The organism is Consotaella salsifontis, assembly GCF_900167365.1.
Classification (GTDB): Bacteria; Pseudomonadota; Alphaproteobacteria; order Rhizobiales; family Rhizobiaceae; genus Consotaella; species Consotaella salsifontis.
Genome location: NZ_FUXL01000010.1, coordinates 57,754 through 79,533 on the forward strand (window position 1 = coordinate 57,754; position 21,780 = coordinate 79,533).

33 protein-coding genes, 1 tRNA gene and 1 riboswitch are annotated in these 21,780 nt (G+C 64.5%); of the genes, 10 read left to right on the top strand and 24 right to left on the bottom strand.

Going from position 1 to position 21,780, the window contains the following annotated elements; translation table 11 throughout:
- The first annotated feature begins 2 nt into the window (after window positions 1-2).
- From B5D38_RS14525 to B5D38_RS22405, 8 genes are all read left to right on the top strand, one after another.
- Window positions 3-725 (top strand): ABC transporter permease, encoded by a 723-nt coding sequence (locus B5D38_RS14525; protein WP_078709159.1) that lies wholly within the window; start codon window positions 3-5, stop codon window positions 723-725.
- Window positions 722-1,453 carry an ABC transporter permease gene (locus B5D38_RS14530; protein ID WP_078709160.1) on the top strand — a complete coding sequence of 244 codons (732 nt, stop codon included), beginning with the start codon at window positions 722-724 and terminating at the stop codon, window positions 1,451-1,453. Before B5D38_RS14525 ends, B5D38_RS14530 begins: the two co-directional genes overlap by 4 nt.
- Window positions 1,450-2,232 carry an ABC transporter ATP-binding protein gene (locus B5D38_RS14535; RefSeq protein WP_078709161.1) on the top strand — a complete coding sequence of 261 codons (783 nt, stop codon included), beginning with the start codon at window positions 1,450-1,452 and terminating at the stop codon, window positions 2,230-2,232. The genes B5D38_RS14530 and B5D38_RS14535 overlap by 4 nt, the downstream gene beginning before the upstream one ends.
- Window positions 2,233-2,293: 61 nt before the next feature.
- Window positions 2,294-3,142, top strand: coding sequence for a transporter substrate-binding domain-containing protein (locus B5D38_RS14540; protein WP_078709162.1), 849 nt, complete (start codon window positions 2,294-2,296; stop codon window positions 3,140-3,142).
- Between the two features lie 463 nt (window positions 3,143-3,605).
- Window positions 3,606-3,682: transfer RNA gene (locus B5D38_RS14545), tRNA-Met, on the top strand.
- A 164-nt stretch (window positions 3,683-3,846) separates the two neighbouring features.
- Window positions 3,847-4,278 (top strand): HIRAN domain-containing protein, encoded by a 432-nt coding sequence (locus B5D38_RS14550; protein ID WP_078709163.1) that lies wholly within the window; start codon window positions 3,847-3,849, stop codon window positions 4,276-4,278.
- Window positions 4,275-4,478 carry a hypothetical protein gene (locus tag B5D38_RS14555; RefSeq protein ID WP_078709164.1) on the top strand — a complete coding sequence of 68 codons (204 nt, stop codon included), beginning with the start codon at window positions 4,275-4,277 and terminating at the stop codon, window positions 4,476-4,478. Before B5D38_RS14550 ends, B5D38_RS14555 begins: the two co-directional genes overlap by 4 nt.
- Before the next feature lie 539 nt (window positions 4,479-5,017).
- Entirely contained in the window at window positions 5,018-5,497 is a 480-nt protein-coding gene (locus tag B5D38_RS22405) for a hypothetical protein (RefSeq protein ID WP_207552961.1), read from the top strand.
- Window positions 5,498-5,574: 77 nt separating this feature from the next.
- Here B5D38_RS22405 and B5D38_RS14565 read toward each other — a convergent pair whose 3' ends face one another.
- The 24 genes from B5D38_RS14565 to B5D38_RS14680 form a co-directional block, all read right to left on the bottom strand.
- Entirely contained in the window at window positions 5,575-5,922 is a 348-nt protein-coding gene (locus B5D38_RS14565) for a phage tail assembly chaperone (RefSeq protein WP_078709166.1), read from the bottom strand.
- Window positions 5,919-6,272, bottom strand: a complete 354-nt coding sequence (locus B5D38_RS14570) for a hypothetical protein (protein ID WP_078709167.1) — start codon at window positions 6,270-6,272, stop codon at window positions 5,919-5,921. Before B5D38_RS14570 ends, B5D38_RS14565 begins: the two co-directional genes overlap by 4 nt.
- A gap of 5 nt (window positions 6,273-6,277) precedes the next feature.
- Window positions 6,278-8,596 carry a tape measure protein gene (locus tag B5D38_RS14575; protein ID WP_078709168.1) on the bottom strand — a complete coding sequence of 773 codons (2,319 nt, stop codon included), beginning with the start codon at window positions 8,594-8,596 and terminating at the stop codon, window positions 6,278-6,280.
- A gap of 8 nt (window positions 8,597-8,604) precedes the next feature.
- The gene (locus tag B5D38_RS14580) at window positions 8,605-10,257 is read right to left on the bottom strand and encodes a terminase large subunit (RefSeq protein ID WP_078709169.1); all 1,653 of its coding nucleotides are present in this window, start codon (window positions 10,255-10,257) and stop codon (window positions 8,605-8,607) included.
- Window positions 10,226-10,642 carry a phage terminase small subunit P27 family gene (locus tag B5D38_RS14585; protein ID WP_078709170.1) on the bottom strand — a complete coding sequence of 139 codons (417 nt, stop codon included), beginning with the start codon at window positions 10,640-10,642 and terminating at the stop codon, window positions 10,226-10,228. Before B5D38_RS14585 ends, B5D38_RS14580 begins: the two co-directional genes overlap by 32 nt.
- Window positions 10,642-10,962 carry a phage head closure protein gene (locus B5D38_RS14590; RefSeq protein WP_078709171.1) on the bottom strand — a complete coding sequence of 107 codons (321 nt, stop codon included), beginning with the start codon at window positions 10,960-10,962 and terminating at the stop codon, window positions 10,642-10,644. Before B5D38_RS14590 ends, B5D38_RS14585 begins: the two co-directional genes overlap by 1 nt.
- The gene (locus B5D38_RS14595) at window positions 10,962-11,372 is read right to left on the bottom strand and encodes a DUF3168 domain-containing protein (protein ID WP_078709172.1); all 411 of its coding nucleotides are present in this window, start codon (window positions 11,370-11,372) and stop codon (window positions 10,962-10,964) included. The genes B5D38_RS14590 and B5D38_RS14595 overlap by 1 nt, the downstream gene beginning before the upstream one ends.
- Window positions 11,373-11,442: 70 nt before the next feature.
- Window positions 11,443-11,859, bottom strand: coding sequence for an HK97-gp10 family putative phage morphogenesis protein (locus tag B5D38_RS14600; RefSeq protein WP_078709173.1), 417 nt, complete (start codon window positions 11,857-11,859; stop codon window positions 11,443-11,445).
- The gene (locus B5D38_RS14605; RefSeq protein WP_078709174.1) at window positions 11,852-12,064 is read right to left on the bottom strand and encodes a head-tail connector protein; all 213 of its coding nucleotides are present in this window, start codon (window positions 12,062-12,064) and stop codon (window positions 11,852-11,854) included. Before B5D38_RS14605 ends, B5D38_RS14600 begins: the two co-directional genes overlap by 8 nt.
- Before the next feature lie 192 nt (window positions 12,065-12,256).
- The gene (locus B5D38_RS14610; RefSeq protein WP_078709175.1) at window positions 12,257-12,748 is read right to left on the bottom strand and encodes a hypothetical protein; all 492 of its coding nucleotides are present in this window, start codon (window positions 12,746-12,748) and stop codon (window positions 12,257-12,259) included.
- 3 nt (window positions 12,749-12,751) lie between these two features.
- Window positions 12,752-13,108 (bottom strand): HNH endonuclease signature motif containing protein, encoded by a 357-nt coding sequence (locus tag B5D38_RS14615; protein WP_078709176.1) that lies wholly within the window; start codon window positions 13,106-13,108, stop codon window positions 12,752-12,754.
- Between the two features lies 1 nt (window position 13,109).
- Complete coding sequence (locus B5D38_RS14620; protein ID WP_078709177.1) at window positions 13,110-13,499, bottom strand: hypothetical protein; 390 nt, start codon at window positions 13,497-13,499, stop codon at window positions 13,110-13,112.
- Window positions 13,500-13,511: 12 nt separating this feature from the next.
- Entirely contained in the window at window positions 13,512-14,651 is a 1,140-nt protein-coding gene (locus tag B5D38_RS14625; RefSeq protein WP_078709178.1) for a phage major capsid protein, read from the bottom strand.
- 2 nt (window positions 14,652-14,653) lie between these two features.
- Complete coding sequence (locus B5D38_RS14630; protein ID WP_078709179.1) at window positions 14,654-15,187, bottom strand: HK97 family phage prohead protease; 534 nt, start codon at window positions 15,185-15,187, stop codon at window positions 14,654-14,656.
- Window positions 15,187-15,573 carry a hypothetical protein gene (locus B5D38_RS14635; protein WP_078709180.1) on the bottom strand — a complete coding sequence of 129 codons (387 nt, stop codon included), beginning with the start codon at window positions 15,571-15,573 and terminating at the stop codon, window positions 15,187-15,189. The genes B5D38_RS14630 and B5D38_RS14635 overlap by 1 nt, the downstream gene beginning before the upstream one ends.
- Complete coding sequence (locus B5D38_RS14640; RefSeq protein ID WP_245319244.1) at window positions 15,563-16,786, bottom strand: phage portal protein; 1,224 nt, start codon at window positions 16,784-16,786, stop codon at window positions 15,563-15,565. The genes B5D38_RS14635 and B5D38_RS14640 overlap by 11 nt, the downstream gene beginning before the upstream one ends.
- A gap of 105 nt (window positions 16,787-16,891) precedes the next feature.
- Complete coding sequence (locus B5D38_RS14645; RefSeq protein WP_078709182.1) at window positions 16,892-17,149, bottom strand: MarR family transcriptional regulator; 258 nt, start codon at window positions 17,147-17,149, stop codon at window positions 16,892-16,894.
- On the bottom strand, window positions 17,133-17,375 hold the full coding sequence (locus tag B5D38_RS14650; RefSeq protein ID WP_078709183.1) for a hypothetical protein: 243 nt from the start codon (window positions 17,373-17,375) through the stop codon (window positions 17,133-17,135). The genes B5D38_RS14645 and B5D38_RS14650 overlap by 17 nt, the downstream gene beginning before the upstream one ends.
- Window positions 17,372-17,644 carry a hypothetical protein gene (locus B5D38_RS14655; RefSeq protein ID WP_078709184.1) on the bottom strand — a complete coding sequence of 91 codons (273 nt, stop codon included), beginning with the start codon at window positions 17,642-17,644 and terminating at the stop codon, window positions 17,372-17,374. The genes B5D38_RS14650 and B5D38_RS14655 overlap by 4 nt, the downstream gene beginning before the upstream one ends.
- A complete protein-coding gene (locus tag B5D38_RS14660) occupies window positions 17,641-18,504 on the bottom strand; it encodes a hypothetical protein (protein ID WP_078709185.1) in 864 nt (287 codons plus the stop codon). Before B5D38_RS14660 ends, B5D38_RS14655 begins: the two co-directional genes overlap by 4 nt.
- On the bottom strand, window positions 18,501-18,710 hold the full coding sequence (locus B5D38_RS14665; RefSeq protein ID WP_078709186.1) for a hypothetical protein: 210 nt from the start codon (window positions 18,708-18,710) through the stop codon (window positions 18,501-18,503). Before B5D38_RS14665 ends, B5D38_RS14660 begins: the two co-directional genes overlap by 4 nt.
- A complete protein-coding gene (locus tag B5D38_RS14670) occupies window positions 18,707-18,994 on the bottom strand; it encodes a hypothetical protein (RefSeq protein WP_078709187.1) in 288 nt (95 codons plus the stop codon). The genes B5D38_RS14665 and B5D38_RS14670 overlap by 4 nt, the downstream gene beginning before the upstream one ends.
- Window positions 18,991-19,311 (bottom strand): hypothetical protein, encoded by a 321-nt coding sequence (locus B5D38_RS14675; protein ID WP_078709188.1) that lies wholly within the window; start codon window positions 19,309-19,311, stop codon window positions 18,991-18,993. The genes B5D38_RS14670 and B5D38_RS14675 overlap by 4 nt, the downstream gene beginning before the upstream one ends.
- A gap of 80 nt (window positions 19,312-19,391) precedes the next feature.
- Window positions 19,392-19,586 carry a helix-turn-helix domain-containing protein gene (locus B5D38_RS14680; protein ID WP_078709189.1) on the bottom strand — a complete coding sequence of 65 codons (195 nt, stop codon included), beginning with the start codon at window positions 19,584-19,586 and terminating at the stop codon, window positions 19,392-19,394.
- Between the two features lie 108 nt (window positions 19,587-19,694).
- On the opposite strand from B5D38_RS14680, the gene B5D38_RS14685 reads away from it, so the two are divergent.
- Together B5D38_RS14685 and B5D38_RS14690 are read left to right on the top strand one after the other, a co-directional pair.
- Window positions 19,695-20,123 (top strand): Arc family DNA-binding protein, encoded by a 429-nt coding sequence (locus tag B5D38_RS14685; RefSeq protein WP_078709190.1) that lies wholly within the window; start codon window positions 19,695-19,697, stop codon window positions 20,121-20,123.
- Window positions 20,120-21,325 (top strand): tyrosine-type recombinase/integrase, encoded by a 1,206-nt coding sequence (locus tag B5D38_RS14690; RefSeq protein ID WP_078709191.1) that lies wholly within the window; start codon window positions 20,120-20,122, stop codon window positions 21,323-21,325. The genes B5D38_RS14685 and B5D38_RS14690 overlap by 4 nt, the downstream gene beginning before the upstream one ends.
- A gap of 242 nt (window positions 21,326-21,567) precedes the next feature.
- A riboswitch (TPP riboswitch) is annotated at window positions 21,568-21,686 on the top strand.
- The last annotated feature ends 94 nt before the right edge of the window (window positions 21,687-21,780 follow it).

Genomic DNA, 21,780 nt, shown 5'->3' on the forward strand with positions numbered 1-21,780 from the left:
AGATGCAGCAACCGGGCTTCTTCGATCTGATGAGCTTCGGCCCCGGCGGGTGGGGTCCGGCCATGTTGACGGGCGCGCTCGTGACGCTCGCCCTCGCCCTTTGCGGCTTTGCGATCGGCGCGGTCTTCGGCGCCGTGGCAGCCTTCGCCAAGATCGCGGGCGGGCGCATCGCGCGCACGATCGCCGATATCTATACGACGGTGCTCAGGGGCATTCCCGACCTTCTGGTCATCTATCTCTTCTATTTCGGCGGCAGCACGGTTCTGACCTCCATCGGCCGCCTCTTCGGCCATGACGGCTTCATCGGCCTGCCGGGCTTTGCCACCGGCGCCATAGCCATCGGCATCGTTTCCGGCGCTCAGCACACCGAGGTGTTTCGCGGCGCCTTCCGGGCAGTCCATCGCGGCGAGATCGAGGCGGCGATCGCGGCGGGTATGCATCCCTTCCTGCGCTTTCGTCGCATCATCGCGCCGCTCGTCCTGCGCTACGCGCTTCCCGGCCTCGGCAACATCTGGCAGATCGTCCTCAAGGAATCGGCCCTCGTCTCGGTGACGGGCGTGGTCGAATTGCTTCGTCAGGCGCAGGTCGGCGCCGGCTCCGAGCGCCAGCCCTTCACCTTCTATTTCGCGGCCGCGATCCTCTATCTCGTCATCACCAGCCTTTCGAGCATCACCTTTCGCCAGGCGGAAGGCTATTTCAGCCGCGGCGTGAGGCGGTCCCGATGAGCTTCGCCTTTTTCCAGGAAACGCTCCTGACGCTTCTTCCGGGCGTACCGCTGACGCTGGAGCTCGCCTTTCTCTCGACCGCCATCGGCGCCGTTCTGGCGGTCACGCTGGCGCTGATGCGCCTGTCGGGTGTTCTGCCGCTGGATTATTTCGCGCGCGCCTATGTCTTCGCCTTCCGGGGCACGCCGCTGCTCGTCCAGATCTTCCTCATCTATTACGGCCTCAGCCAGTTTCCGGCAGTGCGCCAGTCCGTCTTCTGGCCGGTGCTGCGCGAGCCCTTCTGGTGCGCCATCATCGCGCTGTCCCTCAACACCGGCGCCTATGGCAGCGAGGTGGTGCGCGGCGGCCTTCTCTCCGTGCCGCACGGGCAGGTGGAGGCGGCGCGCGCCGTCGGCATGTCGGGTCTCCTGCTGTTTCGGCGCATCGTGCTGCCGCAGGCCATCCGCCAGGCGCTGCCGGCCTATGGCACCGAGCTCATCCTGATGGTGAAGGCCACCTCGCTCGCCTCGATCATCACGCTGATGGAGATCACCGGCCGCGCCGCCAAGCTGATCTCCGACACCTACCGCGTCATCGAGGTGTTCGTGGTGGCCGGCGCCATCTACCTCATCATCAATTTCGTGCTGACACGCATCATTCTCGCCCTCGAATTCTGGCTGACGCCGCATTTGCGCGAACGCCCGGAGGCAAGAGAGCTGCCGGCCGACAGCGCAGGAGAACACGCGTGAGAGACGCCGCCACGCCATCGGCCAAGGTGGCCGTTCGTCTTGAAGACCTTCACAAGTATTTCGGCCCGCTGGAGGTGCTGAAGGGCATCTCGCTCGACGCGCGCGAGGGCGAGGTCGTCTCGATCCTCGGCGCCTCGGGCTCCGGCAAATCCACCATGCTGCGTTGCATCAACATGCTCGAGGTGCCGACCTCTGGCACCGTCACCGTCGGCGAGGAGACCATCACCCTCGAAACGGACCGGCGCGGGCGGCCGCGCCCGGCGAACCGGCGTCAGGTCGACCGGGTGCGCACCAAGGTCGGCATGGTGTTCCAGACCTTCAATCTGTGGTCCCACAAGACCATCCTGGAAAACGTCATCGAGGCGCCGGTTCACGTTCAGGGCCGGGACAAGCGCGAATGCATCGAGGAGGCGGAGGCGCTGCTCGACAAGGTCGGGATCGCCGACAAGCGCGACCACTATCCGGCGCATCTTTCCGGCGGCCAGCAACAGCGCGCGGCCATCGCCAGGGCTCTCGCCCAGCAGCCCGAGGTGATGCTGTTCGACGAGCCGACCTCGGCGCTCGATCCGGAACTGGTGGGGGAGGTGCTGAGAGTGATGCGCGGCCTTGCCGAGGAGGGTCGCACCATGCTTGTCGTCACCCACGAGATGGGCTTTGCCCGCGATGTCTCCAACCGCGTGGTGTTCCTGCATCAGGGCCTCATCGAGGCGGAAGGCGCGCCGCAAGACCTGTTCTCGGGCGGCGGCTCCGAGCGCTTCCAGAAGTTCATCGCCGGCTAGACGCCGGCACAACCCCGCGCAAAATGATCCGGCGCGACAACCGAAACAGGGGGAATGACGCATGAAGACCCTCGCCCGCCTCGCAGGGCTCACCATCGCCGCTGTCGCGATGCTCGCCGCTCCGGCGCTCGCCAAGGAGTGGACCACGGTCAACATCGGCACGGAGGGCGCCTTCCCTCCGTGGAACGCCACCAAGCCGGACGGCACGCTGGAAGGCTTCGAGATCGATCTCGCAGCCGATCTGTGCGAGCGCATGAAGGTCAAGTGCAACTGGGTCATCCAGTCGTGGGACGGCATCATCCCCGCGCTTCAGGCCGGCAAGTTCGACGCCATCATGTCCGGCATGTCGGCCACCGCCAAGCGCGAGGAAGTCATCGCCTTCACCGAGCCCTATGGCTCGACCGGCCAGACCTTCGCGGTGTCCAAGTCGAGCGACCTCGCCAAGCTGCCGCTGAACGGCGAGCTCTTCCCGCTTGCCTCCAAGCCGGAGGAAACCGCGAAGGCCATCGAAACCATCAAGCCCTACTTCAAGGGCAAGGTGATCGGCGTCCAGGCCTCGTCCATCGCCGAGGGCTTCCTTCAGAAGAACTTCGCAGACGTCGCCGAGATCCGCGAATACGGCAAGACCCAAGAGCATGATCTCGACCTCGCCTCGGGGCGCGTCGACGCCATCATGGCGTCCATGGCCTATGTCGGAACGGCGTCGAAGGAGCCCGGCAACGAGGAGATGACGGCGGCAGGCCCTCGCTTCCAGGGCGGCATGCTGGGCAAGGGCTCGTCCATCGGTCTGCGCAAGGGCGACGACGACCTCAAGGCCATGTTCGACAAGGCCATCGAGGAGGCGAAAAACGACGGCACGATCAAGAAGCTGTCGGAGAAATGGTTCGGCTTCGACGTCACCGTCTACTGACGGCCGGAGCAGCGACAGCCCGCCTCGCGCGTTACCGTCTTGGCCAGCGAGGAGCGCCTTCGGCCTTACGTAGCGCCGCGTCGGGCTGCGCCTTGGCACAGGCAACCGGGCTGAATCTCCGAAGCATCAAAACGCTTCGGAGACTTTCGTGAAAGGCCGATCCCCCGGGTGAAATGGCGTCCCGAACAGGTCACGGCTCACCCCGGCCGCTATACGGCCGAGCGGGCTTCCCGTTCGGCCGCCAGTCGGACCGGGCCTCCCTGGCCACGCGCCCGTAGGTGAAATGGCGCAAAGCGGAGGGGAACCCGCCGTCGGAGACGAAGCCTCCGATAGCCTGGCCTTCTGGCCGCGAGAGCATGAGGGTACCGTCGTTCTCGGCCCGGCTGATATCGGCTTTGCGATGCAGCTTGCCGGCTTGACAGGCGCCCGAGCGACCTTCTATATCCCGGTCGCCTCAAGAGCTGGCGGAGTAGCTCAGTTGGTTAGAGCAGCGGAATCATAATCCGCGTGTCGGGGGTTCGAGTCCCTCCTCCGCTACCACCAATTCCTTTAGTGAAATTAGGTTCTTACGGGCAAGGTCGTCACCGCCATTGCCCGCTTTCATGTCACACCATGTTGCAGACCAGTTCCCTTGATTTACAGGGGTTTCCTGCGACACTCGGCAAATCCACGCGACATGGGATGCGACATGGAAGGGTGCTGCCATGGGTCTGCTCGGCTGGCTGTTTGGATCGAAGCCGCAGCGAGTGCAGTACGCGATAGAGGGATCGGGCGACTATGAGCTCGATGTCGTCGGAGAGAGCCACTATCAGGCCGAACTGAACCGCATATGCGGAGGCAAGACCGATGATGGCCACGAGATGGAAGTCGAGGCGTTGCTCGTCGAGGAGCCGACCAACCCCTACGATTCGAATGCTGTCGCTGTAGTCATTGACGGGCTGGTGGTGGCGTATCTACCGCGCGACGATGCTGCGGCCTACCGGCAACTCCTTAGCCGACAGAAGCTTTCCGGCGAGCACCTGAAGGTTGACGCGCTGATTGTCGGGGGATGGAATCGTGGTCGCCGTGGGCAAGGCCACTATGGCGTGAAGCTAGACGTCGACATGCCGCTGACGATCAGAGAGGAGCCCCGATGAAATTCGGCGTCCGACGCCCATCGATCCGCAAGAGCTTCGCGGCTCGGACATCTCCGGCGCGATTCGTCCGGCACAGTCTCGGGCTCAAGGCGCCGCGCGGCTATGGCTGGCTGACCAACCCAAAGCGCGCTGCCTACAACCGGGTCTACAGCCGCACCAGCATCAGCTTTTGGTCGCTGCTGGCGAGGCTGTTCAGGTAGGCACTGATCTCGCGCGCGCGTGCGAGAGCCTACCGCTTTTCCTCAGTCTGAGGATAAGGGAGGCAACCTCGGGCAAATTTGCCCGTTGCCACGTCCGTGGCTCCACGCGCGCGGGTGCGAGGCTAAGCCACCAACCTCACCTCTCCTGTGATCCTGGCGCCCTGCTGCACGAGCATGTAGTCGAAAGCTGTCGGCGTCGCGCTCTTGGGCATCTTCCCCCTGCTGAGCCGGCCATGGGTCAGGCTGCACGCATTCCCGCAGAATTTCGCGAGGGATGACTTCGCAGCGAAGCGGCTGCCGCAGACCACGCATTCGCGGATCGTCGTAGGCTGGAGCTTCGGGGCCATCTTGCCGCATTCCGGCGAGCAGAAGCGGCGCCCTCGACTACCTCTTGACGTCGTCGCGTCGACCTCGAAACCCTTCCCGCATGCGGCGCAGGTGAATACCCTCGTCGGAACGCGCTGGGATAGTGCCAGGCATTCGCGAGAGCAGAACCGCTGCTGCGATGTCTCCCACTGCGGTCGGAATCTCGCGCCGCATTGATCGCAGACGCGGGGTTTCTGGCCGAGCCGGCTGATGGCCCGGCTCACCTCGGCATAAGCCCGGTTTGCGTTGGTGCGGGTCTCGAAGCCCCAATGCTGGTGTGCTGCGCGCGCATGCTCAAGGCAGCAGAACCCGGAAAGTCGGTCGCCATCCTCGATAGGAGCGGAGCACCATTTGCAGTTCTCTCGCGGCTCGACATAGTGGCGCTGGCCTTCCTCCCATTTCGGGCGCTTCACCCCCAGGAGCTGAAAGGCATCGCTGACGATCGTTTCCGCCTGTCTATCGGCTTTGTGCCAGCCGTGGCCGCGAAGGCAGAGCGCGGAGCGGATGCCGGCCCTGACCGGCCCCTCGTGCTCAAACGGGGATTGCTTCCAGTCGCGCAGAACACCCATTGCGCGCTCGACAGCGTGCTCCCGCTGATCGCCCCGGAAGACCGGATCGGGCTTCTTGCCGGCGAGCGTGACTGGTCTCAATGAGCCGTAGCGATACTCTCTATAGCCGCTCGACCAACCACGGCCGAAGTCGATCTCGTATGTTCCGCGTCGCTTTCCCATTACCCGAACACCGCGTCGAAAGCTGCTGGATTGATCTTCTGGTCTGTCGTGCGTGCCGCCGCCGGCGGCGCGCCTGGAGCGCTCCGCTTTTGCGCCGCTTCGATCCAGGCCGCGTCCATGGCCCGCAGGATCTCGACGTGATGCGGCTGGAGCGGCAACCGGCGAAGGCGCGCCCATGCCTCGATCTCGGCGAAGGAGATCGGGTTCGGCCCGGTCATTCCGTAGCCGCGCGCGTCGTGAAGCTCGCCGAACCAGCGCCAAAGGAGGCGTCCGGCTTCCGGCACACGCGGCTTTGCGCTGGTGACAGCGGCGACGAGCTGGCGTTGAAGGCGTTCTTGAGCGTTCATGACAGCACCAACAGGTCGAGCGAGACGCGCCAAAGGTTCCAACTGATCGGCGACCACTGCGGCATGGACTGGCCGAGCTGCACGATCCATGTGCCTTCCTCGCCCTGTGCGGGGATCTGGAACGGCAGAACACCGCCGCCGAGAGAGCCCTCGACGAAGGTCTGAAAGGTGGCCAGCTGATCGGCGTTCATCTCCATCGTCAGCTTGAGCGGGCGCGGCGCGTAGGAGAACCGCCGACGCACCTTCGCGCCGCCGGCGTCGGTCGTGCTACGCAAGCGGCCGTCGCCGAGGCCGGCCTGATAGCCTTCGACTTGGGCACGCTGCGGAAGGGTGGCGGGCCAGACGTTCATCGCAATCACCCCGTCCTCAACGGCCCGCGGATGCCGGATCGCTTGAGACTGCGCTGTAGCGGCGTGCCGCCCTTGAGCGTCCGATCGTCTACGATCTTCTCGACAAAGGTCCGCATGACCTTCCCGCCTTGTCCGTCGTCCTGCTCTTCGTTGCGGACGGAGACGTCAGGGCCATAGCTGTTCACCACCTCCTGTTTGAAGTTGATCTGCGGCGCATGGCTGGCGGCTGGAGCCCTCGGCGACACGGGCGCATAGGAACGGGCGCCTCCTACCGCGCCACCAGCGGCGAAGTGTTCCAGCCCGCCGCCGTTGATCGCCTCGAGGAGAGAGCCGTGCTTCTTCGCCGCCTTGGCGTTCACCACGAACTCGCCATCGGAGAGCATGGCGGGGATGCTGTCGGAGGTGGCCGTTCCAGGCCCGTCCACCTGACCGCCTTCAGCGAGGCCGAGAAGCGAGAGGACGCCGCCGATTAATCCGCCGAGTCCGCCAAGGCCCCCGCCGCCAGTGCCACGGAGTCCGGCCCATGGATCGGCCGCGCCTGCCCCGCCGAGGCCGCCGAGGGCATTCTCCATCAGCTTATTGACGGCCATGTCGATCAGCTTATCGGCGATCCTGTTCAAGGCGTTGCTCAAGGCATCGCCAGCACTGGCGCCGCCGCGCAGGTCGGAGATGAAGCCCTTGACTGCCTCCTGGCCAACGCCCGCCATTTCCTTCGCCGACTGGCGCGCCCGGTCCTGGCTTTCCGCCAGCTTATCGGCGGAAGCTGAGGCGCTGGCATAGGCATCGGCGAGCTTCTCGATATTGGCCGTCACCTCGGGCGTGATCGCGATGCCGGCCTCTTGTGCGGCGTTCAAAAGCTCCTGCTTCGCGCGGGCCTTCTCGACGGCATAGCCATAATCATCGATCAGCGGATCAAGCCCGGCCTGCGCGGCCGTTTCGGCTTGAATGGCGGCCGTGCGCTCCTTGATCTGGTCGATTTCGCGTTGATAGCTGTCGACCTTGGCCCGCCCCTTCTTGCCGCCCTTGGCACTGCCACCGGTGACGGGATAGTCGTCCAGGCTGACCGGCTTCGGCCGAGTGCCTTCGGTGATGTCGATGACGAGCCCGCCGCCCTTGCCCCTGCCGTTGAGCCAATCGGAAATCGCGGCATCGTTGGCGGCATCTCCGCTGCCGGAGCCTTCCGTTCGGTTGAAGGCATCCTTCACCATCCCGTCAGGAGATGCCCCCTTGATGGCGCGCCCGGCAGCAATGCCGAGAGCCTCGGCCGCGTCGTATGCCTTCGTCTCAAGCTGATCGAGCCAGTCGATCGCGCCCTTGATGTCGCCGCCGAAGCGGTCGAAGAAGCTGCCGGCGTTCTCGACAGCGCTTGCGATGGAGTTCAGCGCGCCCACCACGTCGTCGGAAATCCCGACCGTGTCGTCAAGCTTGCCGGTGGTGTCGATCAGCACGTTTTGCAGCCGAATGAAGCCCTGAGAGACGGTCTTCTCGGCCCCGGCAACTTTCTCCTCCAGTATACCCGATCCCGCCTCGAAGGCGCGGAAGAATGCCTGGCTGGACACCTTGCCGTCGTTGATCAGCGCCCGGAGTTTGGCCACCGATCCGCCGGCCTCCTCCAGTCCGGCCGCCGCCGCCTGCGCGACGGGAAGTGCGTTCTCAAGGATTGAGTTGAACTCCTCGGCATGGACAGTGCCGGAGCCGAGGGCTTGCGATAGCTGAAGAAGCGCGCCGCTCGCCTCCGATGCGCTCTTGCCCGACACGCGGAGCGCCAGAGCGACGTGGTCGGTGAAGGACAGGAGTTCTTCGGAAGAGACGCCGAGCTCGTTTTGAACCTGGCTGGCGCGGCCATAGAGCTCGACGAGGGCAGAGAGCGGCGCGGCGTTCTTCTGCGCGGAGTCCCTCAGTCTGTCATAGACCTCGGTCAGCTTCTCGCCTTCAAGGCCGGCGACCTTCAGCGCGTTCTGAATGTCGCGATAGTCGCCCGCGAACTTGGTCAGAGCCGCGCCGCCCGCGATCGTTGCAAGCCCGCCCATGCCGAGAGCGCCGCTGAGTGCGGTTGCACTCCTGCCCATGGCCGCGAACCGGGCGCTGGCCGCTGTGCTGACCGCTCCAATCCGGGTTGAGACGGAGGCGAGCGCCATGTTGATCCGTGTCGTCGAGCGGATCATGTCTGCTTCCATGGCCGTCGTCGCCATTCGGCTGTGACGGCGCATTTGGCCGAACTCGCGCCCGGTGGTGGCGCTGGCCCTCGCCATGTTGCGCTCGAGGTCCCTGATCCTCGCCTCGACGAGGACGATCAGCCGTTCGTCGTCAGTGACAGCGGACATTCTTCACCTCATGCCCATGCCCAGCTCTCGACGTCGTCGTCTGCGTCGTCGTAGCTGGATCGGTTGGAATCGCCCGCCATCGCCCGGCCAACGGCCATGGCTGTCGCCACGGCGCCGTCAATGCGGTCCTTGCTCTTGCCCTTGTGAAAGGAGACGTTGCCGGCCTTGTCCTTCTCGACGGCGATGTTTTCGAAGTGCCACCGAAGGATCGGGTGGCCGCCGTGCCGGAACTTCCTGCCGATGATCGCGCGCTCAACTTCCTTGATCGCCGGCGCCATCGTCACCCAGCCCTGACGCATCTCGACGGCGGGAAAGCCGTCCTCTGCGAGGCTTGCCATCATCACCCTTGCGAGGTGCGGATCGAAGGCGATCTCGGCGACGTTAAAGCGGGCGCAAAGCTCGCGAATATGATCCTCGACGGCCCGAAAATCGACGATGTTCCCTTCGGTCGGGATGATCAGCCCTTGCTCGGCCCATAGCGGATAAGGAACGTCGTCGCGATCGGCGCGGCGCTGGAGATTGTCGGCCGGGCAGAAGAACCACGGCCAGACGTCATAGCCGTCTTCAGGGTTGCCCCAGGCCGCGACGATGGCGGTCAGGTCGGTGTTGCTGGACAGGTCGACGCCCAGCCAGCACGACTCCTGCGAAGCCTCCTTGTCGTCGAGATCGACCTCGCCGGCTCCCTCGTCATAGATCGCCATCTCGACGAAGGGCGATGCGCTGGCGTCGCTCCAGGTGTTGAGGTGGAACTGCCGGAAGGCGTCACGATCGGCGGGGCGTTCGCGCGCCTCGCGAGCATAGTCCCGCAAACCGTCGATATCGGGATAGCCGAGAGAGAGACCCGGATTGACGAAGTGCCAGAGCCGTTCATCCTCCCAGCCGTCGAACTCCTCGACACCGTCGCCCGACCATTTCGATTCCTCGTCGGGATCGGTTTCGAACAGGATCGGCAGAAAGGCGGGGTTCTCGATCTCGCCAGACTGCACCTTCCGGGCATAGCCGAGCAAATCGAACGCAAGGTTCTCCTGTCCGCGCCCGGCCTGAGTGATGATCACCAGAAGCGAGCCCCTGGCCTTGCTGAGGCCCGTGCGCAGCGCCTGCCACATCTTCCGGGCGTTGGCGCCCTCCCACGCAATCAGTTCGTCAGCGAGGACGAAATTCGGTGTCTTGCCGAGCTTGCCTTTGCCGGTTGATGCGAGCGCACGGAACCATGCGCCGGACTTTGGATGCGCCAGAGCGAAGGTCGACTCGTTCAGCTTCATCCTGCCGTCGAGCCACGGCGTTTCCTTCACGATACCGACGGCTTCGTCATAGGCAATCCGGGCGTCTTCCTCGGCCGAGGCCGCGACCATGGCCTGGCCGTTCGGCCGGCGCTCATAGCCGACGGTATGGAGCAGAGCGAGGCCCGCGCCGAGCGTGGTCTTGCGGGCGCCGCGCGGGAGAAGGGCGAAGACCGTTTGCACCTGCCGGCGGCCATCAGGGAAGCACGGCCCATAGATGCGCCGAACGATCCGCTCCCAGAACGAGGGCAGTTCGAACTTGCCCGATTCGCTCTTCGGGTGATGGAGACGCTTCAGGAAGTCGACGGCCCGCTCTCCATGTCCGAACGGGTCTTCGATTTCGCTGTCGTCAAAGATCCAAGTCGGCCGGCGCGCCTTCATCGGCTTGCCCTCCCTTGGCCTGGAATTGTCCCTTCGATCGTGCGGCCGGCGTGATGCCGAGCTCCGCCCCAAGGCGCGCAACGCTCTCCAGCGCCTTCGACAGGAGCCCGGAAGCGGGGTTTGGCTTTGGGGCGCCGTGTGCGCCCTTCACCAGCACGCCATCGGCCGCAATCGCCTTCTGTGCCTCCTGCACGGTCCAACGCGCGATCAGGTAGGTTTCGAGGAGGCCGAGCGCGGGCGTGGTCAAGATCTTCCGCGCGACCATGTCGGCCGCGATCGCGTTCCACTCGCCGCGGAGCGCGGCGGGTATCGTCTCCGGCGCATGAGGCACGCCAGCAAGGCCGCCGTCGACCGCCTTCAACTCTGCCTTCCGTCCGCGCGCCATCAGCTCCGCACCTCTTCGCAGCGCAGCTCCAGGCCCTTGCGGCGGCCGATTTCCTTCACCTCCTTGATGTTGAAATGCCGGCCCTCATAACCGACGCGGTGCGTCGTGGTGACGCCGTCGAGGAACCGCGTACGGAAGACGATGACGCTCTCGGAAATTTCGCCATAAGCCCGGAGATATTCGTCGGTGGACATGCTGACGAGTTGCGCCCGGAGGGTCGCGAAACCGTTCCAGCCGGGAACGGAATTGCCGTATTCGTCGGGCTCGCCGGCGGTGTAGGCGTCTATCGTGATGATCCTGTCGAGCTTGCCGGCGCGCATCAGTCGACCTCGCTGACAAGGGTTTCGATCGTCACCACGGCGTGGGCGGTTTCTCCGTCAGGATCGCGGAGGAAGCGGGTCGACGAAACGCGGCAGTCGCCGAAGTGGAAGCCAGACGTCTCCGCAAAATTGCCGAGACGTACCGCCGCCCGGATCGCCCCGGCGATGGTCTTCACGCCGACGAGGCCGGGCTCTTTTTTCCAGACGTGCAACGTGCTGTAGACGCGCACCACGCGCCGGGCGATGTCGCCCTCTTCGACCTCCTGGTCTTCGCCGATGATGATGCTCGGGTCCGGTGCCGGGCGGCTGTTCCTGTCGAGGATATTTGCGGCCGGGACGTGCATCGAAATTTCGATGGACGTCACCAGCCGAGCGCGGATGGCCTTCTGGACGGCAAGGGCTGCGCTCATTTCGCCATCCCTCGCAACGCCCAGCCGATCAGGAAGCCGGAGAAAACAAGCAAAAAGATCTGATAGTCGCTCATGACGTGCCCCGCTTCTTCACGGCGCGGCGGATCGCGCTCTTGATCGCGGCCTTTGCCTTCTTGTTGTGGAGCCGAACCGCCGGCCAGAAATAGGGCTGTGCCGGCGCCTTCGCGGTGCCGTACTCGACGAGGTGCGGATAGCGCACGTCGCTGTTGCCGACCGTCACGGCCGCCGCGTTCTCAGGCACGACAGAGGAGCCGCCCGGTTGCGAATAGCGCGGCGTCGACTGCCCGCCGGGCGTGACTGTGATGCTGTCCCTCAGGTCGCCGCTGTCCTCCGGCGCGAGCCGACGCATGGTCGCCGCCATCGCCTCGGCCTGCTTCAATGCCGATCGTGCGCCGGCCTGCCGCACGTCCTCAGGGATCGCCGCAAAGCGCTTCTGAAGCTTGGAGAGCCCGCCATCGTCAGCCAAAACTATACCTCCGGTGCTCGCGGATGATGTCGAGAGCGCCGATCGGCATCTCCTGCGCGCTGACGCCGACGAGGGTGGCCTCGCGGTTCTCGTAGAAGTGCGCCGCCACCATGAGCACGGCCTGCTCCACGTCTGCCGGCGTGCCGTCAGGAAACTCGACGGCATCGCCCAGGGCAAAGCCGATCTGCGCCTCCACATAGGCCACAGCAGCCCCGAGAAGGCGTCAGAACCGCGTCGTCATCATCGCCGGTGACGTTGCAGTGCGTCTTCAAATCGTTGACGGTGAGCGCCATTGTCGCCTTTCAGAAAACAGGAGCGGAAACCGCTTGGTTTCGCGTCGTGCTACCCGCGCCGGTCCCTTGGGGTGGCCAAAAGTTCATGACCACCCCCGGACCTGTCACGCCTCGGCCGCCGCGACCCTGACGATGTTCGAATCGATCTCCAGCGTCGTGGCGAGCTTCACCGTGTTGTTCGCCTCGTTGAGCTGCTCGCTCACGCTCATGACGAGGGCGACGAACAGGCGCTGCGAGGGCGTGCCGCCCGCAGGAGCATCGTTGAATGTGAGCCGGAAGGCATATGAGTGCGGCGTCTTCTCGGCCGCGATCAGGGCGAGCTGGCCGGGGTCGCTGTAATCGAGGTCGCAGAGGATCTCCATCGAGCCGGCGTTGCGCGTGCCCTTGGCCTTGCGGGTGCGGCTTACCGCGATCTGGTCAGATGTGATCAGGCTGGAGGTGTCGCCAGCACTGCCCAAGTTCGTCGTTCCGCCGATGACGACGGCGCTGGCCATTGCGGTGTCGAAGTCAGCCTTAACGAAGTCGGTGCCTTCGAAGGCGAGCGGGCCACCGATCTCAAGCTTGCTGCCGGCGGTGGCAAACAGAAGGTTAGCCATGGGTCAGGCTCCCTTTGAGGAAAGGCGCTCTTGGCTCTGCTTCGCGCCGGAGTGACAGGAGGTGCACAAGGGTTGCCAGTTGCGGCGGTCCCAAAAGAGGGCCTTGTCGCCCTTGTGCGGCTTGATGTGGTCAACGAGGGTCGCCGGCGCGCCGCACCGGCGACAGGAGGAGAAGACAGCGAGGAAACGCTTGCTCTCGCGCGCCCATTCGGCCGTGTAGCCACGGGCCTTGGCGCTCGGCCGCTTCTTGTCCGACAGCGCCTTGCGCTCCTTGTGCCGTGCCTCGGCCTTCGGGCAGCGCTCGCCGTGGGCATGGACGCCACCACAAAGGCCACAGGCACGGGGAGCGCGAGACGGCATGTCAGGCCACCGGGCGGTCGTGGGCGTTTCCGAGGATGAACAGGGCGCCGGTCGAAACGCTGGTGCCGCTGTTCAAGGTGAGCACGGCCCGCAGATACCGCTTGAAGCCGCGATAGCCGATCTTGGTCGTCGAGTTCGCCTCCAGCGGATCGGCGAGGCCGTCGCCCTGGAGGTGGTCGGGATCGACGTCGGTGAAGTCGTCGGCGGTCGTGGTGTCGCTCTCCTGAAGCTTCACCGTCATGTCGCCGGCACCCGTGACGGCGCCGGTGTTGACGACGAGGGCGACGCTGTCGAAGCCGAGAAGGTCGACGGGATCGCCGGTGAAGGAGGCCGAGCGGGTCGCCGACGCGGCGGCCACCACGGCCTTGATGTTGTGGACGATGTCGCGCATGGGCGTCTCTCCTTAGGCGGTGGCCATCTTGAGCTTCCGAAGGCTCTCGGTGAGTACCGGGCCGCCGCCGACGCGACGACGCGCGTGGAAGCGAACCAGGCCCTTCGTGGCCACGGTGTAGGGATCGCGAAGGATGGAGAGCTGGACGCGATCATAGATCCGGTACGCGCGGGCAAAATCGCCGTAGAGGATCGGAAAGGCGTTCGCCTCGATATCCGGCATCTCGGGATCTTCGATCACCGGGCGGCCGAGGAGCGTCGAGGGCTGTCCGGCCTGGATGGACGGTTGCCAGAGATAGTTGCCGTTGGCGTCCTTCAGTGTCCGCACGATGCCGAGCGACGTGCCGTTCATCAGCCACGAACCGGTGTTCCGGTAGAGCGCCGGCAGGTCGTACATGAGCTTGACCAGCGCGTCGGCACTCAGTGTCGTGGCGTGGCCGTTGAGGTACTGCGGCACGACGGCATTCATGATGCCGAGCGGCTTTTTGACGCCATCGCCATTGACGAAGGCGCTGCTCTCCAGGCGGCCGAACTCGGTCGAGAGTTCCGTCGCCACCTCGCTTTCGACGTTGATGGCGCTGTCCTCGAGGAGCCGCTGCGACACGTCGATGAAGCAGGCGGCCTCATGCACCGGGATTTCGATCTGACCATAGGTCTGCGTCGTCTCCTGGCGCTCCTCGTCCTCTCCGACCCAATGGGCGGTCGGGCGGCTGGTGAGCTTCGGCAGGATGACAGAGCCGGAAGAGGTCGAGCCGACGCGCACGGCCTGCCGGATCGGGGAAACCTCGACGATGCCCTTGATCACCTCGGCCACGAATTCGGCAGGCGCGAGATAGCCGCCCTTGGTGTCGTCGCCGACGATCAGGGCGCGGACTTCCTCTGCTTCCATGGCCTCGCGGCCACCGCGCAGGAAGTTCGTGAAGGCGCGGCGCTCAAGCGGCACCTCGTCATTGCTCGGTGTGCCCTGGCCGCGTGGCCGTGCCATGCGGGTTTCGAGGTCGGCGATCTGCTGGCGCATTTCGGCAAGCGTCGCCTCGGCGTCGGCGCGATACTCAGTGAAGCCGGTGCGCAGCTCCTCGACGACGGCCGTCGCTTCGGCGAGCGGATCGTCTTCCGACGCTTCTCGGGTTTCGAGGATGAACTCTCGATCCATGCTCAATGTCCTTTCATGACGAGGGCGCAACGGGCCTTGCGGCAGGCGTCGACGAAGGCCACCGTGCCCTCGATCGGGCGGCCGTGGCGATAGGAGGAGATGCGGGCGAGGTTGGCGGAGGGGTTGGACACCACCGAGATTTCAGCGAGGTCCAGGTCGCGGATGATGCGAACGCCGCGCTGCATCATGCTCTTGGCGGCGCGGAAGCCGATGGAAAGCCCGGTGGCGGCGCGCTCGCGGATGATCGCGGCAACGTCCTTGCCGTCCGTCGTGTCGAGGAGGAGCTTGCCACGGACATGAAGGCCCTTGGCGTCTTCCGCGATGTCAGTCCAGACGCCCGGAACGCGGTCGGAGCGGTGCGCCCAATGCATCGCCGGGAAGGTGCCGTTGGCGCGGTGTTCGGCCAGCGAGCGCTTGAAGGTGCCGGGAAGATAGACCTCGCCATGAAAGTTCTTCTGGCCCCACAGCACGGCGTATCCTTCGAACTCGCCGGCCTCGCTGACCGCAAATCGAAACTCAAGGTCGCGATGGTCCATCAGACATTCCCCCGATGGGCGACGCGGTCGGAGGCGAAGGCGTCGACTTGCGCCTGGCACCACTGCACCTTGAGAAGCCGAAGGAGGTTCGCGGTCGTGAACGGCACGGGCTGGCCGTCCTCGACGATTTCCCAGCGGAGCACATGGCGGGCGAGGCAGTTGAGACGCGCCTTCTCGCGGTTCTCGGCGCTGACCTTGCCGTCGGCGTCCGCCATCTCGGCCAGCTCGTCATAGAGGCCGATCCGCGCCCGGTTGGCCGTGTCCGAATCGGGTCCGACGATCCAAAGCTTGATGCCGGTCGGAGCGCCCGTGACAGGGTCGACAAGCTGGAACTCGCGGCCCTTGTCCTGATCGGCGACGTTGTGAAGGATATCGTCAAGCGTCATTGGCCTTGGGCTCCTGCGGTGCGGCGGCGCCGGGCTGGTTGCTGCCGGTGTTGGGGTTGGCGTACTCCTCGCCACCATCGCGCGGGCCGAGGCCAAGCCAGTTGCGGCCCTCATTCGGGTTAATCACGCGAGACGCGATGAGCGACGAGATCGCTTGTGAGCGACCAATCATGTCGGCGCGGGTCAGGTCGTCGCGATCGAAGCTGAAGCGGTAGCGGGCGCGCTCCTCGCGGGAGAACAGGGCCCGACCGAGGGCCGTTTCCAGAGCGCGAAGCCACGGCTCCAGTGTGAAAGTCAAAAACTCTCGTCCCATCTGCTCGGAGTTCGACCACGTCGCCCTGTCCAGCTCGTAGAGCATCGAGGGCGGCACCCGGAACGCGCGGGCGATTTCGATCACCTGGAACTTGCGCAGCTCGAGGAACTGCGAGTCGACGCTGGTCAGCGCCAGTTGCTGCCACTCGGCGCCGTCGTAGAGGATCGCCGTCTTGCCGGCGTTGTCGCTGCCCTCATGGGCGGCGCGCCATGCGGCGATCATCCGCTTGACGCCTTTGTCGCCGACGCTTTTCGAGGTCTTGAGCAGGCCGCCGGGCTTGGCGCCACGCTTGAACAGGTTGCCGGCGTGGCGCTCCATCTCGCGAGCAACGCCGATAGCCTCGGCGGCGAGCGAGAGCGGCGAGCGGTCGAAAGGCCCGCGCACATGCAGGACATTCGCCGAGGGGATGATCTGCCCCTCAATCCTATAGGTCGGCTCGCCGGTCCAGGGATCATAAGTGACACTGATCGCGGCGGGCTGATAGCGCACGATCTCGCGCATCTCGCCGCGTATGCGGTTTACATAGGCGAGCCCGCCCCAATCGCGGGTGAGGGCATCCGCCGTCAGGTCGCGGATAAGGTCGAAGCCGGACGTCCAGCCATTCACGTCGCCGCGCAGCATGACGCCGATAGGGTGCGTCCGGTCTTCCGTCTCGACGCCATCGGCGCCGATCTCCATCACCCGAAGGTCGAGGGTCGCGGCGGCTTCGGAGATGACGCGGACCGCGTTGGCGACGGCGGGAATGCGCAGCGCCTCTGCGCCGGAGATGGCCACGGTGCCCGCCGAGGCGCCAGACCACAAAGCGGCGAGAACACCATACTCGTCGGATAGGTCCTCGTCTCTTGTCTCAAGCGGTGCAGATCGGGTGAACGGCCAGCGCATTCCCAGCTTATGCGCCATCCCCGCCCGAAACTACGAACGGTTTGAGAGGGTATTTCGTGGTTTTACAGGGGTGTAAGGGGCTCCTGGCTGTATCGGCTAACAAGGGGCCAACCTGTTACGTTGTTAGCCGATAGCCGGTCCGTACCGATAGCCATTGCCCTGGAGCCGCACCTCGGCCCTGTAGACAGTGAGCAGATCTCGCTCGGCAAGGCGCCGGAGCGCCTTCGAGACAGCCGCTCGCGTCGCCGCAGTATTCTCCAGCCCTAGCGCCGCGATCAAGTCCCTTGGCCGGGCGAACTTCGGCCCGTAGTTGCCCGGCTTCGGATACTCCTGAAGCACCATCAATAGGTCGCGCTGGAGAGTGCTAAGACCGCGTCCCATCGGTTCCCCGCATATATGAGATCAGGGCATCCTCGAAGGCATAGTAGCGCCCGCCGAGTTCCTTCACCGGCGAGCCCGGCTGCTTCGCTAGGGTATCCCGCACGAAGTCAGGACCGACGCCAATCTCACGGCCGATCGCCGCCAGGGTCCAGATGATCCTTGGCGCCGACTTGCCGTCCCGGACGGCGAGCCGGTCGAAGCTGCGAGGGGTGATGTCTTGCGTCATGCGGCATCGCCTCCGGTCGGTCGGTTGCGCTGCTCGCCATAGGCAACGACGGTCCAATCGTTGTCCGGCCAAGGGCAGACGAGGAACGTCCCCGTACAGCCGAGCACGTCGCCTTTCTGCTCATCAAAGCCGGCGGGTCTGTGCCTTCGATTCTTGCGGCGCAGATCGACGGCATAACCCATGGCGAGACCGGTTCTTTCTCCGAAGCCACGACACTCAAAGCGGCGGCCAAGACTGTCGAGATAGGAGCGCCCTTTCTCAACGATCATGCTGCACCTCGCGCGCGGAACGTAGAGCTCTGTCCTTCGGATAGTGGGGGCTTCACCCCCACACCCCCGCCCGGGCTTTTGGCCCGGACCCTCGGCCGGTCCGCTGCGCGGCCCGGCCCGTCTTGAGGATGAGGCGAATCCAGCCAATCGCAGAGGGCTTCGCCTTCAAGCTTTTGAAGATCAGAATTGATGACCGGCTCGCGAGGCGTGCCTGACTTCGCCTGAGAGGCATGGGCCATGTCGAGAAGGCGGACCCGGCACTCAGCCTCGGCCAGCTCTCGGCACTCATGCCTTCCAAGGTCGAGAGTCATCCCCTGATAGGTCAATCGAGCGCGCCACTTTTCCCGTTCCTTCCACACCCGCGCTCTCGCTTCCTTCAGCGTTTTAACAGTCGCAGCGTCGAAGTTAAACGCGCGCGCGCGTACTATATATATGTCCGGCACTTTTTCAGAGGTTAGGGCAGCTTCTCCAGGCGGAATTTCGTTCCGGTTATGTTCCCTGGGGCAACCGGAACCACGCTTCCGGTAATTGGCAGTGGTGCAACCGGAACGACGGCCTTCTGAAACATCCTCCTTCGAGATGGCGAAGTCACGATCAATCGCGAGCGTGATCAGGTCAGCCATGCGTCCCGCTTTCTTCGCGCCGCGGGACTGACGATTGACGACGCCGAAGTGTTCGAGGAGGTTCAGCCCGGAGCGTACGGCTCGGTCAGTGATGAGCGCACGGCTGGCGATCTCATCTTGGCGAAGAGACACGCACCCCGCCTTGTCGGCGGCTTCTGCGAGCGTCCGCAGGATTGTGGTGAGGGTCCGGTCATTGATCGTCTGACGACCAAGCCATTTCAGAACGCGCGCGCTCATGTCGCCCTCGCCTTGATCAGGTTGGCCTCGCGAAGCGCCTGACAGGCTTCAACAGGGTTCAAGCCGAACCGGCGCCGCAACTCGGGCACGATCGGCCGCGGATGCTGATCCGGTGGCGTGGTGGCCAGCCAGCGGGCCGCCAGGGTGACCGCCTCGCTGCTTTCGTGATCAAGGCCGGTGCTGCCGCCGACGGGAACCGTGCTCATGACGACTTCCTTCGGTTTGCCAGCTCCGCCGCGTTGTCGAGTTGCACCGCTTCGCTCCAGCGCTTGTTCCATTCCTCGGTGAGCCGGCGGTTCGCATCCACCGCCTCCCCGATTAGGTGAACGAAAGCATCCTCCTCTTCTTCTGAGAGGGATCGGTGTCCGAGATCGGCCAGGGTGAGATTGCACAGCACCCACAATGCGTTGACGTGATCCTTCGCCTCGTAGAGCGGACCTTCCAAGTCGCGGAAAGCGTCAGCCATCATCGCTTGAGCCTCAGCGATCATCGCACCGCCCTCCGCAGAGCGAAGGCGAGATCGTTGACGCGGTCCCAGCAAGCGTAGAAATCCTTCACCAACTGCTCGGAGTGGTAGACGCTCCAGGTGATCGCTTCGGCGGTGGATTCGTTGAGGATGACCACCCGACTACCGCCGAGTAGGTCGACGTGATCCATGTTGTTCTCCACCAACAGGCTTAGGACGTTGGCGGCGCTCTTGGCGTTCGAAAGCGGCGTCTCCAAGTGGTGAACCGCCTCGATCAGCGCCTTGAATGTCACTTCGCTTGCCGCCTCTTCGGCCGGCGTGGTATCGTTACCCTCATTCATCGGGGTTCCTTTCGGGGGAAGTTCTGAGGAATCGGGCTCGGCGGTGTTGGCGCACCGGCCGGGCCTTTCTGTTTGGTGGGTCATGCGGCGTCGACCTCGGCGAAGAACCGCTCCAGCGCTTCGCGCTTCGCCACCCAACGTTCCCCCACGCGCCGCGCCGGCAGCTTGCCGTCTGCGCACATGGCGTAGGTCGCCCGCTCCGTTCGGCCGATCAGCTTCGCGATTGCCTTGATGCCCCACACCAGATCAAGGGGCTCATCAGTCTCGTTCGTCATTCCCGGTAACCTTTCGTTCATAAGACGGTCGTAGGGGTACTACCGTATTAGGGTTGACGTCAAGCGATACCTAAGACAGTGCTACGTGAAAATTGGGGGTCAGTGGAAATGGCAAAGGCGGGTCGTGGAGCGGACCAATACATGCTCCGATTTCCTCGGGGGCTACGCGACCGGGTAAAGAGCGCCGCCGAGCGCAGCGGTCGTTCTATGAACGAGGAGATCATCCGGACCCTGGAGAAGGAGTATCCAGAGCCCTGGCCGCTTGATGTGCGCTTAAGGGATATTGCTACGTTGATGGGCGCCTTTCGGAAGGTGCGAGGCTATGAGGGGGCCATTGACGCGATAGCTGAGCAGATCTTGGAGACTGCGGAAGCGATCGCGAACGGGCAAGTTCCCGAAGTGGACGGGGACGTTCGCAAGCACATGAGGCGGGATCTCGCGAAGTGGCGAGACCAGATCTACAAGCGGGAAAAAGCCCGGGAAGAGGCGATCGAGTACAGCCGCGAGGAGCTCGACGACGAGGATAGCGACAAGTGAGCATCCGCAAGCGCACCTGGACGACGAAGGGCGTCGAGAAAACGGCATGGGTCTGCGACTATGTGGACGGAACCGGCAAGCGCCGGCTGCGCACATTCCAGCGCAAGAAGGAAGCCGACGCCTTCGCCGCCACGGCCTCGGTCGAAGTTCGAGAGGGCGTTCACGTCGCCGACAGCGCGACGGTCACGGTCAAGGAAGCCGGTGCGCTGTGGCTGAAGACTTGCGAAGGCGCGGGCCTGGAGCGGTCCACCACGGACCAATATCGCCAGCATGTCGAGCTGCACATTGATCCGTTCATCGGCGCCACGAAGCTGAACAAGATCACGGTGCCCTCGGTGCGAGCCTTCCAGGAGAAGCTACGCGAGGAAGGCCGATCGGCCGCCATGGTCAAGCGGGTGACGGTGAGCCTCGGCAGCATCCTTTCCGACGCCCAGGAGCGCGGTCTTGTCGTGCGCAACGCCGTCCATGAGATGTCGAAGCGAAGGGGGAAAGGTGCCGCCAAGGCAGAGAAACGCCAGAAGGCTCGCCTCCGGTACGGGGTGGACATTCCGACGCGGGAAGAGGTCCGCGCGATCCTGGAGGCCGCTACGGGCCGCTATAGGCCCTTGCTGATCACAGCCATCTTTACCGGGATGCGGGCGAGCGAGTTGCGCGGCCTGCCGTGGCGAGATGTCGATCTCGACAAGGCGGTGATCCACGTCCGGCAGCGTGCCGACAGGTTCAACGCGATCGGCTCGCCGAAGAGCGAGGCAGGACAACGCTCGATCCCGTTGACGCCGATGGTGATCAATACGCTGAAGGAATGGCGTCTGGCCTGCCCGAAAAGCGAACTCGATCTCGTCTTCCCGAACGCCGCCGGCAACGTCGAAAGCCTCGGCAACATCATCAACCGCGGGCTCCATCCGACGATGATCAAGGCCGGCGTGGCAGTCGAGACGGGCAAGGTGGACGAAGAGGGCAAGCCGATCCTCGCCGCTAAGTACACGGGGATGCACGCGCTGCGGCACTGGTACGCCTCATGGTGCATCAACGCCAAGTCGGATGGCGGGCTCGAGCTGTCGCCGAAGGCGGTCCAGAACCGGATGGGACATGCGTCGATCCAGATGACCTATGACGTCTATGGACACCTGTTCCCGGCCGCCGACGAAGCCCAAGCTTTGGCCAAGGCGGAAGGGCTTTTGATGGCGGTCAACGCGACATAGACGCGACATGTCGCCAAAAAGTCCTTTAGTTTCAGCGGCGGCAGGAAAAATCATAATCCGCGTGTCGGGGGTTCGAGTCCCTCCTCCGCTACCATTGCGCGTCTGGCAATGGTTTCAATGGTTTACCCTATCGGTTTTCAAGGCATCTCGACGCGCTCGGTCGATGACCTCGTCAAGGCGATGGGCATGTGCGGCATCTCGAAGAGCCAAGTGCAGCGTCATCGGACTGCCTGTGCTATAATCACGCTACCGAGGGGTGCCCCGCCAAGGGGCTGAGATTCTGTTGGCCGAACGGCAGCACAGCGACCCTTTGAACCTGATCCGGATCATGCCGGCGAAGGGACAGGTCGCGTTGCCTTCCGCCTTTGCCGGCCTCGCAAAAGAGGCCACCATGCCCCGAAGAACAAACCTCATTTTCGCCATTTGCCCTGTCGCAACCGACATCGCGATCGGAC